Annotated in this window: 12 protein-coding genes; 6 read left to right on the forward strand and 6 right to left on the reverse strand. The window is 46.6% G+C overall.

Annotated features, from left to right (window positions below; all coding sequences use genetic code 11):
- Positions 1–456 precede the first annotated feature (456 nt).
- Positions 457–2592, forward strand: coding sequence for a CHASE2 domain-containing protein (locus QUA90_RS04930; protein ID WP_333444131.1), 2136 nt, complete (start codon positions 457–459; stop codon positions 2590–2592).
- 457 nt (positions 2593–3049) lie between these two features.
- A complete protein-coding gene (locus QUA90_RS04935; protein ID WP_333312315.1) occupies positions 3050–3304 on the forward strand; it encodes a hypothetical protein in 255 nt (84 codons plus the stop codon).
- 21 nt (positions 3305–3325) lie between these two features.
- Here QUA90_RS04935 and nadB read toward each other — a convergent pair whose 3' ends face one another.
- From nadB to QUA90_RS04950, 3 genes are all read right to left on the reverse strand, one after another.
- Positions 3326–4978 carry an L-aspartate oxidase gene (nadB, locus tag QUA90_RS04940; protein WP_333389955.1) on the reverse strand — a complete coding sequence of 551 codons (1653 nt, stop codon included), beginning with the start codon at positions 4976–4978 and terminating at the stop codon, positions 3326–3328.
- Positions 4979–5278: 300 nt separating this feature from the next.
- Entirely contained in the window at positions 5279–5713 is a 435-nt protein-coding gene (psbU, locus tag QUA90_RS04945) for a photosystem II complex extrinsic protein PsbU (protein ID WP_333084137.1), read from the reverse strand.
- A 255-nt stretch (positions 5714–5968) separates the two neighbouring features.
- Positions 5969–6955 carry an adenylate/guanylate cyclase domain-containing protein gene (locus QUA90_RS04950; protein WP_333084136.1) on the reverse strand — a complete coding sequence of 329 codons (987 nt, stop codon included), beginning with the start codon at positions 6953–6955 and terminating at the stop codon, positions 5969–5971.
- 512 nt (positions 6956–7467) lie between these two features.
- Here QUA90_RS04950 and hisF point away from each other — a divergent pair.
- Together hisF and QUA90_RS04960 are read left to right on the forward strand one after the other, a co-directional pair.
- Positions 7468–8259, forward strand: a complete 792-nt coding sequence (gene hisF, locus QUA90_RS04955) for an imidazole glycerol phosphate synthase subunit HisF (protein WP_333444132.1) — start codon at positions 7468–7470, stop codon at positions 8257–8259.
- A 434-nt stretch (positions 8260–8693) separates the two neighbouring features.
- Positions 8694–9035 (forward strand): low temperature-induced protein, encoded by a 342-nt coding sequence (locus QUA90_RS04960; RefSeq protein WP_333314320.1) that lies wholly within the window; start codon positions 8694–8696, stop codon positions 9033–9035.
- Positions 9036–9196: 161 nt separating this feature from the next.
- Here the strand turns inward: QUA90_RS04960 and QUA90_RS04965 are convergent, their stop codons facing one another.
- On the reverse strand, positions 9197–10213 hold the full coding sequence (locus QUA90_RS04965; protein ID WP_333084131.1) for a sulfate/molybdate ABC transporter ATP-binding protein: 1017 nt from the start codon (positions 10211–10213) through the stop codon (positions 9197–9199).
- Between the two features lie 433 nt (positions 10214–10646).
- Here QUA90_RS04965 and argC point away from each other — a divergent pair, with 433 nt between their 5' ends.
- Positions 10647–11705 (forward strand): N-acetyl-gamma-glutamyl-phosphate reductase, encoded by a 1059-nt coding sequence (argC, locus tag QUA90_RS04970; protein WP_333084129.1) that lies wholly within the window; start codon positions 10647–10649, stop codon positions 11703–11705.
- Between the two features lie 161 nt (positions 11706–11866).
- On the opposite strand, the gene eno is transcribed toward argC, so the two are convergent.
- On the reverse strand, positions 11867–13147 hold the full coding sequence (gene eno / locus QUA90_RS04975; RefSeq protein ID WP_445300090.1) for a phosphopyruvate hydratase: 1281 nt from the start codon (positions 13145–13147) through the stop codon (positions 11867–11869).
- A gap of 302 nt (positions 13148–13449) precedes the next feature.
- Between eno and QUA90_RS04980 the strand changes: the two genes are divergently transcribed.
- Complete coding sequence (locus tag QUA90_RS04980) at positions 13450–14355, forward strand: calcium-binding protein (RefSeq protein ID WP_333444134.1); 906 nt, start codon at positions 13450–13452, stop codon at positions 14353–14355.
- Between the two features lie 289 nt (positions 14356–14644).
- Here the strand turns inward: QUA90_RS04980 and QUA90_RS04985 are convergent, their stop codons facing one another.
- Complete coding sequence (locus QUA90_RS04985; protein ID WP_333323818.1) at positions 14645–15295, reverse strand: nucleoside triphosphate pyrophosphatase; 651 nt, start codon at positions 15293–15295, stop codon at positions 14645–14647.
- Positions 15296–15346 lie beyond the last annotated feature (51 nt).

Here is a 15346-nt window from a genome sequence, read left to right on the forward strand (position 1 = left end):
ATTATTATAGATGACAAATTTTAGATTGAGCGGCAGAAAATATCCTGGTTTTTAACTTAGTTTATTCTTGGCTCGTGCTGCTAAATCAATCTAAAATTTTGCATCTATAATTAATAAAAAATAGTAAAAGTTAGTGATAACGAAAAAAATAAAACAAGGTGTGGGTTTCTAGTTTTTAGCTCGGTGAATAATTACTAAAACTTTTACATAAAAATGCAATAAACCGGGTTTCTGCTACCAGAATGATTGTTGAAATGACATATTTGGGTTGCGAAACCCGGTTTCTGCTGTTGCAGCCAGATCGCACCGAAAAACCAAAAAATTGGATAATTTAAAATCTAAAATCGACTCGCCCGCACCGAAAAACCAAAAAATCTAAAATCTAAAACCTAAAATCTAAAATCGACTTAGCCGATCGCCCCGGAGAGGTAAAACCTATACGTAGTAGTAGTTTAGATGCTCACAGGGCGAGACCCACATCCCCAAAATATGCTAGAAACTATCAAAAAATGGGTCGATCGAGAACGCCGAGTATTGATTACTGCGAGTGCCGTTGCTAGTAGCGTCATTGTAATGCGCTGGTTCGGATGTTTTCAGGTGTGGGAATGGGCTGCTTTCGACCACTTTGTGCGCTGGCGGCCGGCCGAACCCATTGACTCGCGCATCGTCATTGTAGAAATTAAGGAAGCTGACTTGCAAAAATACGGCTACCCAATTTCGGATGCTGTTTTGGCCCAATTGCTGCAAAAATTACAAGCTGGCAAGCCACGGGCGATCGGCCTCGACGTTTACCGAGATTTGCCAACTCAACCGGGTAACGCCGAATTGCTCAAAACTTTTAAAACTATTCCCAACTTAATCGGCATTGAGTTGATGCCCGACGCAACCAGGCTCGGAGTTCGCCCGCCTCCGGTACTTGACAAGCTCGATCGAATTGGTTTCAACAACGTTGTTATCGATGCTGACTCAAAAGTGCGGCGAACTTTGCTCTATGCTTGGCCCGGAGACGGCAAAACTCATCAAAGTTTCGCACTCAGACTGGCTTTGCTTTACCTCAAAAGCGAAGGAATTTCCCCTCAATCAGCAAAATCCAATCCTAAATACTTGCAGTTAGGCAAGGGGGTTTTTCGGCCTTTTCAACCGAATGATGGTGCTTACGTTCGAGCAGACAGCCGCGGCTATCAAATTTTGACCAACCTGCGCGGCCCGCGAGGCAGTTTTCGCACTGCATCGATGAGCGATGTGCTCTCTGGCACAGTACCTGCTGATTTTGTACGATCGCGCGTTGTCTTGATCGGCTCAAATGCCCCCAGCCTCAGAGACTTTTACCAAAATGCTTACAGTTCAGGTTGGTTTGGTCCTCCCCAGCAAATACCGGGAGTCGAGCTTCAGGCTCATTTCTTGAGCCAAATTTTGAGTGCAGCCCTCGACGGGCGCGGGGGTATCAATGTCTGGCCAGAGGCTGCGGAGTTGCTGTGGATTTTACTTTGGTCTTGGGCGGGAGCAAATGTGAGTTGGAATTTGCGATCGCTTGGTCGATCGGCTTACTGTTTATTAAGTATCTGTCTAGGTCTCAGTGCTATTTTATACTTAGCATTCTTAGCAGGTTGGTGGCTACCCTTAATTCCTCCAATCCTCAGTCTTGTGGGTTCGGGTGCTGCTGTTGTGGGTTATCTGGCTCATTTGCAAGAAGAATTAAAACGGTCTAAAGAATTTTTACAATCGCTAATCGATACAATTCCCGACCCCATTTTTGTCAAAGATCGAAATCACCGCTGCGTAGTTTTGAATCAGGCATATTGTCGGTTTATTGGCTATCCTTTAGAAAATTTAACTTGCCGAACCGATTACGAGTTATTTCCCCAAGCCGAAGCCGAGATATTTTGGCAGCAAAACGAATTAGTATTTCAAACTCACCAGCCGCGAGAAAATGAAGAATATTTTACTGACGCTCACGGAATTACGCATCTAATTGCGACTAAAAGATCCCTGCATAAAGATGCTGCCGGCAACCTATTTTTAGTCGGAGCAATCAGAGATATTACCGAGCGCCAACTTCGGCAAAATGCCCTAGAACAAAAAAATGCTGAGCTCAGCCACCAAGCTTATCACGATGCTCTTACCGGTTTGCCCAACCGTCAAATGTTCTACGAATGTTTGCATCAGTCTCTAGAAATAGCCTCCCGCACTCAGGAATTGGTAGCTTTACTGTTCTTAGATTTAGATGGATTTAAATCAATCAACGACACTCTCGGACACAATGTGGGCGATTTACTCTTAAAAACAGTTGCCAGTCGGCTCAAAAAATGCTTGCGGGGCAGTGATACCATCTCGCGGTTGGGCGGCGACGAGTTCACAATCATTTTGCCGGCAATTCCAGGTCGCGAGGAAGCTGCGAAAGTAGCTGAAAAAATTTGCGACGCTATCATGCAGCCTTTTATTTTAGAAGAACATACAGTTTCTGTAACTACAAGTATTGGGATTAGTTTATATCCCATTGACGGTCAAGAGCCAGAGATGTTAGTTAAGAATGCCGATGTTGCGATGTATCGTGCTAAGGAACGCGGGAAAAATCAATATCACTTTTATTAATTAAGAGCAGTTAACAACATAATGCAACTGTAGGTAAAGTCCCCACCCCCTTCTTGATAAGTCTGTGCAGCTAACTTAAAAAAATAGCTCGCTCCTTAAACTGTAAGCCCTCTAAGCTTTTTAAAACCGTTGAAAAAAATGTCCAAAGTAGTAAAATCTCAAATTTAAAATCATGTAATTTAAAATACTTTAATCGGTCATCTGCCATTAGATATACTTAGCAAAATATAAAATTTATGAGAACAACTTGCCGTCTTCTCTAAATGTTCCAAAATATTAAAATAAATCACAACCTGAAACCAAATTCAAATCGCCCAAAAGCCTTAATGTAAAAAAATTTATGTAAACTTACGAAAGTTAATTAAAGTAAATGTAAAGATATCAGTGGAAATACGGAAATTGATAGATATAATAGGTGGTACAGACGTGGATCTATTGCGGTGATTTGAATAAGGCTGTGAATACTATGCGTACTTTGATTCAGCTCACAACAACGGCAACCCTGGCGGCCTGCCTGCAAGTGAATACAGTCGGCACCGCAAATGCGGCTCGACTTGCCAGCAACTCAACTAGCAATTTCACAAAAGCCCGTAGCACGGGCGAGAACCCCAGAGTTTGGACAGTTACACCAACCTCTAGGTTGGGAAATCCCCAACAATACGAACCAACCCCGAACGGGAATCCCGAAAGTGACGGTACGGGAACGCGCTGACCCCAAATTTTCAATAAATTTTCAATCTTCTATGCGCGGAGATTTGTACCAATGGGATTGGTTAATTAAAGTATGGCTGCACCAATCCGGATCGGTGAGGGGATAGTCCACTCGGTAATGACCGCCGCGACTTTCGGTGCGAAACGCAGCACTTTTGACAATTAAATAGCCGATATCCAATAAATTGCCAACTTCTCCCCAATTTCGCAAAATCGAGCTATTCTGGGCCTCAGCAGGGGAAAAATCAATAATTTGTCCTGGCCGTAAATTATCAAGCGTTTGACTCAAAGGCAATGAAGCAAATTCTTGCCGCCAAATCTCAAGTTGGACGATCGCCCTTTCCAAATCCCGCTGTCCCCGGCAAATGCCCGCACTCTGCCACACCAAATTCCGCAACTCAACCCGCAACCTTTCGATCGCCTCAATGTCCTGTTCAGAAATCGATTTTTCCCAGATTTCCCCCGCCTCGAACTGATCGGCGAATGCCTCGGCCCTTCCACCTTCTAGCTGCAAAAGTCCCATCTGCGCCCCAAAAACCAGACATTCCAGCAGCGAATTGCTCGCCAACCGATTAGCGCCGTGTACCCCCGTGCTCGCAGTTTCTCCCACCGCGTACAAACCCGGAATCGAAGTTTGGTTAAACTTGTCAGCGACAATCCCTCCCATCCAGTAATGGGCCGCGGGCGTCACCGGCACCGGTTCGGAAAAAATATCAATTCCCCAATCAGCGCACACTTGAATAATATTGGGAAACCTGTACCGCAGTCGATCGACCGCAATCGGGCGCAAATCCAGCCAAACATGAGGTTCCCCCGTCTTCTGCAAGTGGCGGAAAATAGCGCGACTGACAACATCCCTAGGGGCTAGTTCCCCGCTGGGGTGAGAGTCAAAAGCAAAGCGATATCCCTTACTGTCAACCAAATGAGCTCCTTCTCCCCGCACCGCTTCGCTAATGAGAAACCGAGGCGCGCCCGCGGTGCTCAGCGCCGTCGGGTGAAACTGCACAAATTCTAAGTCTCGCAGCAAGGCCCCGGCGCGCCACGCAATTGCCACCCCGTCCCCGGTACTTACCGACGGATTGGTCGTTTGAGCAAAAACTTGTCCGCCGCCGCCTGTCGCCAGCACCACGGCTTTGGCCTGCAGCCACTTGACTTGTGAGCCGCAAATCGAGCTAATCCCCTGACACCGCCCGGTTTTGTCTAGCCACAGACTCAAAGCAAAGGCAGGAGATACGAGTTGAATGTTTTTGCGGCTTAATACTTTTGCTGTCAGCGTACTGATAACGGCTTTGCCCGTAGTGTCGGCGGCGTGGAGAACTCGGCGGCGGGAGTGCGCTGCTTCTAGGGTGAGGGCTAAATCGGGGCCGGTGCGATCGAATGCAACGCCCATTTTCACCAGGGAGTCGATGCAAGCACCAGCTTCCTCGACTAAAAATTTCACCGCCTCCAAATCGCAAAGACCGGCTCCCGCAGCCAGTGTATCCTGAACGTGCAGCGCTGCGGAATCTTCAGGGGCGATCGCCGCCGCAATCCCTCCTTGAGCCCAATCGCTTGCAGAAACAGGCAGGGTATTTTTATTGATCAAGCCCACGTGCAAATGCTCTGGCAGGCAAAGTGCTGTGTACAAACCCGCCGCGCCAGCACCTATTACCAATACGTCAAATTTGTCAGTCATAAGTCTGCCGCCAGTCTATTTTAGATTTTAGATTTTAGAATTGAGTCTACAGATGAATCTGGGGACTTGAACTAATGTCAGTCAAGGGATTTTAGATTTTAGATTTTAGATTTTAGATGAATGAGGGGAACCCGCTTATTTCAATCTAGCGAATTTGGGTCGGCTTTTGCCGAATGGTGGTTGAAAGTAAGTCTTGAGAAATTAAAGGCAGAAGTCATCAGCCTGTAGAAAAAAATCTTTTCTTTCTGCCGAATGCCTTCTGCCCAATTGCGAATGCCTTCAAAAGAGACCCGCTGCTACCTAGTCGTAGAGACCATTATTCAACCGGTTGTCTCCTTCAATAAAGACTGATTCAACATCAGTTACGGTGAACTTTTCCATGTTAGCTTGCAGCACTTTTTTCTGAGCTTCCGTCAAGTCTGGAATATTGAGTACGTCCTCAACATTTTCGTAAGGAGCATTCTTAATAATTAGTCGAGCTAAAGTGGGATACAACCCTCGAAATTCCCGAAAGTCTCGGACGGCGCTGTTGTTCAAATCAAGTTTTTTGCCGTATTCTGTGGCAAGCTTCTCATCGGCGCGATTGGTTCTAGCCGGAGCTTCAACAGCTAGGAGCGAGGATGATGGCAAGACGATACGGCTCAAGGTTGCCGCGATCGCACTTTGGTCTCCAGCCCATGCAAAGCAGCCCAGCACTAAGCCCAATACTGCCAATAGACGACCCAATCGTTTCATGAAGTTTTGTCTCCCAATTTCATACACAGCATTTATGTAGAGACTACCATTTTGCTTATGCAGTTTTTCAGATAAATCCGCAATAGGTAGAGGGCTGTTATAAACTTTACATTTTGGTATTGACAAGGCTGACAATATATGATAATAGCCGACTTTTAAGCATCGCAGGCAAGTTTATCAAAGGCACTCCCAATTAAAAACTCGGACTGCCATTTTAAAGGGTTAATTTTTGCCCCGCCCCCAATTTTCTCGCTATCAAGAACTTTTTCCTTTCGTTTTGAGAAAAGCATTCAAGTCAGCATAAGTACCGCCGTAAGTCACGGTGGGAGTGTCGTAACCCTTTAAAGCAACGGTGTGCTGCTCGAAAGCGCCCTGGGCCCCCAATTGCGTCAGGTATTTGTAGGTAGTTTCTCCCACAGCGATATCCTTGCCGAGTTGCTTGGTGCAAGATTCCAGGCGAAATGCTGCGTTTACAGTATCTCCCAAGGCGGTATAGTCCGATCGGTCGCTGCTGCCAGAATTTCCCACCATTGCATAACCGGTATTGATGCCAGCCCCGACTCGCAAAGGAAAAGGCAGGGGGTAACGGCTGCTGAGTTCGTCTGTTGCCTTGTGCAGTTCGCTCAAAGCTTGGCAAATCCGCATCATTTCCTCGCTGCTGACACCGCTGGTTTTGTGGAACCAGACTGCCATGATGGCATCGCCGATGTATTTGTCCACCCAACTGCCGTGTTCGCGAATGATCTGTCCTGCTTTGCGGAACCAGTTGCCGATAACTTCCGAGAGGAGGGTTTCGTCTAGCTGCCTAGTCAAAACTGTAAAGTCTCGGATGTCCATTACCATGACGCTAATCAGGCTACGCACCGTCAAAGTCGCCGTAAAATCTTCAGAGTCTGTCTCGTGTATTGGATCGTGTCGGTGACCGGCGGTTGGGTTGTAAAAGTCCAATTCGGTTTGACCGAAAATAATCCGATCGCCATTTCTGAGAGTGACAGGAATACTGACGCGCCGCCCGTTGACAAAGGAACCATTGCGGCTGCCCAAGTCGATCAGGTAGAACTCTCCTGTCTCCATTTGCTGTAACATCGCGTGATTACGGGAAATCCAGCGATCTGTCAGTACAAAATTATTGTCATCGCTCCGCCCTACTGTCCAGCAATTGCTGCCGGAGAGCGGCAAGTAGCGATTGCCGCTTTTCTCTGTACGAAGTACCAAATGTGGATTGGCTTGCAAAGTCACCACAGCCCTAAAAACGACATCAAGTCAACCGATTTGAGATTTTAAACTTTAAATTTTAACTTTACCGCGCGGCTTATAACTGAGATTGCTGCTAAAAAACCTCAAATCTGCTGTTCTCAAATCTAAAATTGTTTAGTCGATCGTCGATGCACCAAAGCATACAGGATTGCCGAACCACAATTCGATCGCCAGCGAAGGTAGTTATGGTTCGATCATAGGCGAAATTGTCATATTTTTCACCCCAAAGATGTCTCTGGGGACCTAAATTTGTTGCTTTTTGCGGAAACATAACTCTCTACCCATATTCTACCTAAGGTCACGGCTCCTACTGCGAGCCAAGTTTTATTTATTCTCAGGGGGGCTAAAAAAACTGAAAAATGGCTCTCCGGCTCCGACCGAGAATTGTTAAACACAAGGTATCTTTAAGATTTGTGGCTTAACTTCGGGTTTTTGAAGATATCAACAAAGCCTTTTCCTCGCTGCGGCGGTCAATAAGTTGGAAACACGAGAATTTTATGTTGTCGAAAAGAATTTTGCCTTGTTTGGATGTGAAAGCCGGTCGCGTGGTCAAAGGTGTCAATTTTGTCAACCTTCAGGATGCTGGCGATCCGGTAGAAATGGCTCAGGTTTACAATGATGCCGGTGCTGACGAGTTGGTGTTTCTGGACATTACGGCGACTCACGAAGACCGGAATATTATGATCGATGTGGTGTACCGAACGGCCGATCGAGTATTTATCCCTTTGACGGTGGGCGGCGGCATCCAATCCTTAGACACAATTAAAAGTTTATTGAGGGCGGGCGCTGATAAGGTGAGTATTAATTCGGCGGCGGTGCGCGATCCGAGTTTAATTGACAAAGCGAGTGATCGATTTGGTAATCAGTGCATTGTAGTGGCGATCGACGCTCGCAGACGGCAAGACGCAGATAATCCTGGTTGGGACGTGTACGTGCGCGGAGGGCGAGAAAATACCGGCCTAGATGCGATCGCCTGGGCCAAAGAAGCCGAACAGCGCGGCGCGGGCGAAATTCTGGTGACAAGCATGGACTCGGACGGCACTCAAGCAGGTTACGATTTGGAATTAACTCGAAGCATTGCCGAAATGGTCGAAATTCCCGTCATTGCTTCCGGCGGCGCCGGCAACTGCCACCATATCTACGAAGCCGTGACTGAGGGCAAAGCAGAAGCTGCACTGCTGGCTTCCCTGCTGCATTACGGGCAACTCAGTGTAGGAGAAATTAAAACTTATCTAGCAAAATGTCAAGTTCCCGTGCGACAGCAGCAGCCATTAGTTATTAGTCATTAGTCAGTGGATAGTCGGGCGCATCTCATATCTTGCAACATTTTTAACAAACCGCTCTGCGGGTTCACTCAAGCGCCCTCTCACGTTGTAAAGAGGCTAAATAAACCCGCCCCCACTCCACGATAAAACCAGTTACTGACATTGATACCGCTATGTGAGGCGCATCCGAAGGCACTTATAGAGAATTTTTTTGATTCTACACAAGTGCCTTCTACATAAATCTCTTGGGGCGATCGACGCCAGTCAACTAGAAATATTCCCTGAGAAGGATTTCAAATACCAGCTTTTTCAGCTAAATATTATATATTAGCTCAATTTGAAAGAAAGCAACGGTTGCTTTCTTTCAAAATTGAGTTAAAGATTGTGCAGAATATGAGTAAGCTTCAGCCTGTTAACAATCTTAGCGATCAAAAATTCTAAAAACGGAGAAATTTTGTATGTCTTTTATCAGCTTTAACTTCCCTGCCAAGCGTTTAGTCCGCAGTTTAATAGCTGTTTGTTTTTGTGCCTTGATGTTTGTTTCTAATGCTTTTCCGGCTTTTGCCGTTACCAGCAGCCCCACCAAAGGTGAAGACCAACTTTTAGGAATTGAAAAAGAATCTCAAGAAGCTGTACTGAAAAAGCCAATGTCCTTGGAAGAAACTCAAGAAAAAGCCAGCAAAGGACCCAACGAAGTTCAGGGGGACGCTGACATTGAAAAAATGAAAAATCCTTCCAATACACAAGCTACATCCTTTGAGCAACAAGTCAAAAAAGCTGTCAACAAAATTAAAGACTAACTCAGCGCGCAGTAGTCAGCGGATAGTTGTCAGTATATAAAGATTAGGGATACGGCGCGGTGCCGTGTCCCTAGAATTTTTTTGTAGACACACCGCACCGCGCCACATCCTTGGAAAAGCCGTATCCAATCTAAATTTAGCTTTAGTTTTCAGAATCGCTCTTAGATGGAATAAAAAAGTGGAAAGGACTTGGCATCTTTCGGCTTTACGAACACTCTTTGCTGGGGCTGCAAGTTCAAGCTATCGAATCTTTCTCTAGTCAAATTAGCGTTTACTACTTGACCGTCATCTAAGGTCAATTCTACCTGAATTTCCCATCCCAAATGAATCAAGCGACTGATTCTTGCAGGCACTGTTGCACTATTTTCTGTAGTTTCAATTACTACGTCGTGAGGGCGCAAGAAAATCTCTGGGTTGGCTGAGTCAAAGCCGTTGTCTTGAAACATTCTTGAACTGCTGGGCAAGACATTGACTGGACCGATAAAACTCATTACGAAAGCACTAGCGGGATGGTCGTAAATTTCTGCTGGTGTGCCTACTTGTTCGATTTTACCTTTATTCATTACTGTAATGTGATCGGCAACTTCCATCGCTTCTTCTTGATCGTGCGTCACAAAGACTGTGGTAACGTGAACTTCGTCGTGCAGTCGCCGCAACCAAGCGCGCAAATCTTTGCGAACTTTGGCATCGAGGGCTCCAAAAGGTTCGTCTAGCAGTAACACTTTCGGTTCCACAGCCAGGGCTCTGGCGAGGGCCACCCGCTGCCGCTGGCCCCCTGAAAGTTGCGACGGGTATCTATCGCCCAATCCTGCCAATTGCACTAAATTCAACAACTCTTCTACCCGCGATTTGACTTTCGCGGGTGGTGTTTTCTGAATTTGCAGCCCGAAAGCGATGTTTTTTCGCACTGTCATGTGCTTGAATAGCGCGTAGTGCTGAAATACGAACCCAATTTTGCGGTCTTGGACGCTAGTATTGGTCGCATCTTGGCCTGTTAGCCAGATTTTGCCGGAGTCGGGCATTTCTAAACCCGCAATCAGTCGCAGCAGTGTAGACTTGCCGGAACCAGACGGGCCAAGCAATGCGACTAGGGAACCCGATTCAATTTCTAAGCTGACTCGATCGAGTGCTTGGAAACTGCCAAACTGTTTTGATACGTTTTCTACAACTATGCCCATAGGTAGGAAGAAGGAAGAGGGAAGAGGGAAGAGGGAAGAGGCAGGATACAGGAAGCAAGAGGCAAGAGGCAAGAGGGAAAAATGTTAATCTCCGGTTTGTGGATGGGTTAAGGTAAGTTTTTTTATAGCACGATCGCACATCAGTTTGTTAATTTTAGGGTTTTGGCGATCGGTCAGTCGATTTTAGATTTTAGATTTTAGATTTTAGATTTACTTGCAGCTTGGAATCTGGAAGATGGAACTTTGGTCTAAAACTTTCGGAGTTCCAGGGCTTTGTATGGGTTTTGGGCGGTATCAAACAGCCGAAAATCAACAAAAATGCACCTCCAAAACAAAACAACACAATTCTTTGCCACCAAAGTTGACGTTTGGTACTACAATGCAGCAAAAGTTCAAGCGTTTTTGACTTCAACGGCTGAGGGGATAAAGGAAAATGGGAGATGTTGGACGTGTGCCTGTAGGAATTATCGGCGCTTCAGGGTACGGCGGCGTGCAACTTGTGCGACTGCTGGCGGACCACCCGGCGGCTGAAGTAGTTTATTTGGGCGGGGATAGCAGTGCAGGAAAACCTTATTCCAGCCTTTACCCGCATCTGACTAACTGCATTGATTTGACAGTCGAGGCGATCGACCTAGACAAAATAGCAGCAAAATGCGAAGTTGTGTTTCTGTCGCTGCCGAACGGTTTAGCTTGCAAAATGGCACCGACGCTGATAGAGAAAGGCTGCAAAGTCTTGGATTTGTCGGCTGATTACAGATTTGAAAATCTGGACACTTACAAAGCTTGGTACGGCGGCGAGCGATCGGACTCTGAACTGGCTGCAACGGCTGTTTACGGTTTGCCAGAATTGTACCGCGATCGCATTAAAAACGCTCAATTAGTAGGCTGTGCCGGCTGCTACGTCACTGCTAGTTTATTAGCCCTGGCACCTTTGCTCAAACAAGGCCTCATTGTGCCAGAAACAGCTATCATCGACGCCAAATCCGGTGCTTCGGGAGGGGGCCGCAAAGCCGAAGTTAATCTCTTGTTGGCTGAAGCAGAGGGTTCTCTGGGCGCTTACGGTGTTGGCCGCCACCGCCACACGCCAGAAATCGAGCAAATTTGCAGCGATTTAGCGGGACATGATATTAAAGTTCAGTTTACTCCCCACCTAATTCCGATGGTGCGGGGAATTTTGGCGACTGTGTACGCAACTTTGCGCGATCCGGGTTTGGTGCGGGAAGATTTAATCACAATTTTTAGTGCTTTTTACCGCAATAGTCCTTGGGTAAAAGTGTTACCGGCGGGAGTTTATCCGCAAACAAAATGGGCTTGCGGCACAAATTTGTGTTACATCGGTGTGGAAGTCGATCCGCGTACTGACAGGGTGATTGTGCTATCGGCGATCGACAATTTAATTAAGGGACAAGCCGGTCAAGGCATCCAGTGCATGAACTTGATGATGGGTTGGGAAGAAACTTTGGGTTTGCCACAATTGGCTTTCTATCCTTAATTGAGGATCGGTAATATCCAGATTTAACTGGTTCCCCGGCTCTGCCTGGGAACCGATATCCAGAGGCTCTGCCTCGAAGACGCGAGGAAAATTGGAGGCAGAGCCTCCGGATCAGCGTCCCCAGGCAGAGCCGGGGAACGAAAATTTTCGATTACCAAGTGTTACTTGGGCCCGTAACCGATCGACCCAGCATAAATTGCCCGATCGCCCAATTGGTCTTCAATCCGCAATAAACGGTTATATTTGGCAACTCGTTCGCTGCGACACAAAGAACCAGTCTTGATTTGACCGGCGCGAGTCGCTACCGCTAAATCGGCAATTGTGGTATCTTCAGTTTCACCCGAACGGTGGCTGATGACGGCTCGATAGCTGTTCCGTTTGCCGAGGTCGATCGTATCCAAAGTCTCCGTCAAAGAACCAATTTGATTCAGCTTAATCAAAATCGAATTGCTAGCTTTCAAATCAATTCCTTTTTGCAGCCGCGTGCGATTAGTAACAAACAAATCGTCACCAACCAATTGAACTTTGCTGCCCATTTTCTCAGTCAGCGCTACCCAACTGTCCCAATCGTCTTCGTGCAAACCATCTTCAATAGAAACAATCGGATATTTTCCGGCCAAACCATCCAAATAATCCATTAATTCTGCCGGCGAATGAGCCACACCGTCGTAAGTGTACTGCCCATCTTTGTAAAATTCGCTAGCAGCAACATCCAAAGCCAAAGCAACTTGTTCACCCGGTTTATAGCCAGCTTTTTCAATAGCTGCAATCAACAAATCCAAAGCTGCTTGATTGGATTTCAGATTAGGCGCAAAACCGCCTTCATCACCCACACCAGTCAGCAAACCCTCAGCTTTTAAGACTTTACTCAAGGATTCAAATACCTCTGCACCCCAGCGTAAAGCTTCTTTAAAAGAAGGCGCACCCACCGGGACAATCATAAATTCTTGAATGTCCACATTATTGTTAGCGTGAGAGCCCCCGTTGATCACGTTCATCAGTGGTACGGGCAAAACGTTCGCCAAGGGCCCGCCCAAGTAGCGGTAAAGGGGGAGTCCTAAAGTCTCGGCGGCCGCCTTTGCTGTGGCTAAGGAGACTCCGAGAATGGCATTTGCGCCGAGGTTGGATTTGTTGGGGGAACCGTCCAAGTCAATCATGGTTTTGTCTACCAGCGCTTGGTCGATCGCATCTATATTAGCCAAAGCGGGGGCAATTTTGTGTTCGACGTTAGCAACGGCTTTTAGGACTCCTTTGCCGCCATAACGGGTTTTGTCATCATCGCGGAGTTCGTGGGCTTCAAAAGAGCCTGTAGACGCACCGCTGGGGACTTGGGCGATCCCCACAACGCCGTTGGCTAGGTAAACTTCAGCTTCAATGGTGGGGCGGCCACGGGAGTCGAGGATTTCTCTGGCTTGAATAGATTCGATCGCAGTGTCTAGCATATTAATTATTCCTGACTTAACTCAAGGTTTCATGACAATTAGCAGTCTCTGGGTTTTCCCACGCTGACTGCTGACGGGTAATAGATTACGCGATCCCCAGAATTATTGGTACACAGTTCAAAATATTTGCGGATTTGGACGAGCAACCTGGTGTCAATAAACTACGCTTATTGAATAAGCATCTACGGCTATTTGGACAATAATTTGATTGTTTTAACCCCAGATTCCCGCAGATTTCTTAATTGGAATCTTTGTTAAAATCAGAATGTCAACAAAGTCAATCAAAAAAGGAGAAACTTAGGATGTTAGAAACAAATCTCGGAGAAATTAGAGCATTAGCTGAAAATCCAGACTCAATTATTGCTGATCCCCCAAACATCAAATTACTCACAGGGCCATTGCCAAATCCAGACAGCGACCCCAACTTTTTTGACTTAACTCCCAATGACGACGCATTTCAATTAGCAAACGGAATTCTGCGGAATACTCCCGGAGGCTTACAGGCTTTAGATGGTAACGATTTTGTCAGAGGTTCCGGTGGTGCGGAACTGATGAACGGTAACAGCGGCACAGATACTTTAATCGGAGGGTGTGGCAGCGATACTATTCGTGGTGGCCAAGATTTTGACATTCTGTATGGAGAATGTGGCAGCGATTTTGTCAGCGGAGATCAAGGTGATGACTACGTTTATGGAGGCACGGCCAATGACTTTATTCGCGGTGGTAAAGGGAATGATGCTTTAGTAGGAGAGAGTGGAAATGATACTCTAATCGGTGAGGCTGGAATTGATAGACTTTGGGGAAGTGAAGGCGCAGATTTGTTTGTCCTCCGCACAGAAGTGGGAGCAACTTCGGGAGAGATTGGTTCGCTTCAACCGTCTCCTAGCGGCAATTTTGATGTAGATGAAGTGCCTGCAGATTTTATTCTCGATTACAATCCGGCTGAAGGTGATGTAATTGGATTGGCGGGTGGATTGACGCGAAATGATATTGTTTTGAGCGAAAGGTTTTTAACAATTGGTGATGCCAGAGATTATGACAGCAGCGGGCCTTTTCCTCCGGGAATTCCTCGAACGGCTGATTTTAGAATTTTAAATACTAAGGCGACGGTGATTCGGGAAGCTAGCAGTGGCAATATCTTGGCTTTGGTGAAGGATGTTTCGCCGGATCAAATTCAGTTTATCTCTGTATCGGAGGCGACGCTCTAGGTTAATTCAAATCGGTACATATTGCTGCTAAGGAATGAGAATTAAATAACTTCCAGAAGTTTGTGGGATGGGCGTCCCGCCCGTCCAAAAAAGACGGGCGGGACGCCCATCCCACAATAACAATTAAAATTGTAAGTTATTTAATTCGCCATCCTAAGAAGCAGAACACGGACGGGCGGGACGCCGATTCCACAACACCAAGGCTATCAATCCTCGTTCCCAGGCTCTGCCTGAGAACGAATATAAGCGAGGCTCTGCCTCCCGATTCCTGACATGAATTTAACAATATTTAAGATTGCCAGAAATCTGCCACATCATATCCCATTTCGGTGAGCATTTGCCGCAGCACAGGTAAGCTCAAACCAATCACATTTGTGTGGCATCCTTCGATTTGTTCTACAAACAAACCGCCTTTACCTTCGAGTGCAAAACAGCCTGCACAGGCGAGGGGCTCTCCGGTAGCGACGTAAGCCACTATTTGGCGCGAGGTAACTTCCGCAAAATGAACTTTTGTAACTTGACAGCGAATGATCGATCGCGACCTAGCCTCACCAAAGTCATCGAATCTAGTATCAATTAAAGCATGACCCGTATAGAGTTCGCCCACCTTACCGCGCATTTTCTGCCAGCGCGAGATTGCTTCTTCCCCATCCTTGGGTTTGCCGTGAATTTCGCCATCTATGACCAAAATTGAATCACATCCCAACACCAAACACGCTTTAGGATTGGAGATTTGGGGGTGAGAATTAGCCAGTAAAAACTTAGCTACAGCCTCAGCTTTTCCCTCTGCTAAAACCTGCACTAAATTAGTGGCATCTTTCATTTGTATTTGTCCTTCATCAAAGTCGCTGGGGCAAATCACAGCTTGAATTCCGGCATTTTCTAGCAGGCGGCGGCGCGCTGGAGAAGCTGAAGCTAATACAAAAGTTGGAATTTTCATCATTTAAGAAGTTCAGTTGACAGTTGACAGTTGACAGTTGACAGTTGTCAG

Origin of the sequence: Microcoleus sp. D3_18_C4 (assembly GCF_036702355.1) — a bacterium.
Classification (GTDB): Bacteria; Cyanobacteriota; Cyanobacteriia; order Cyanobacteriales; family Microcoleaceae; genus Microcoleus.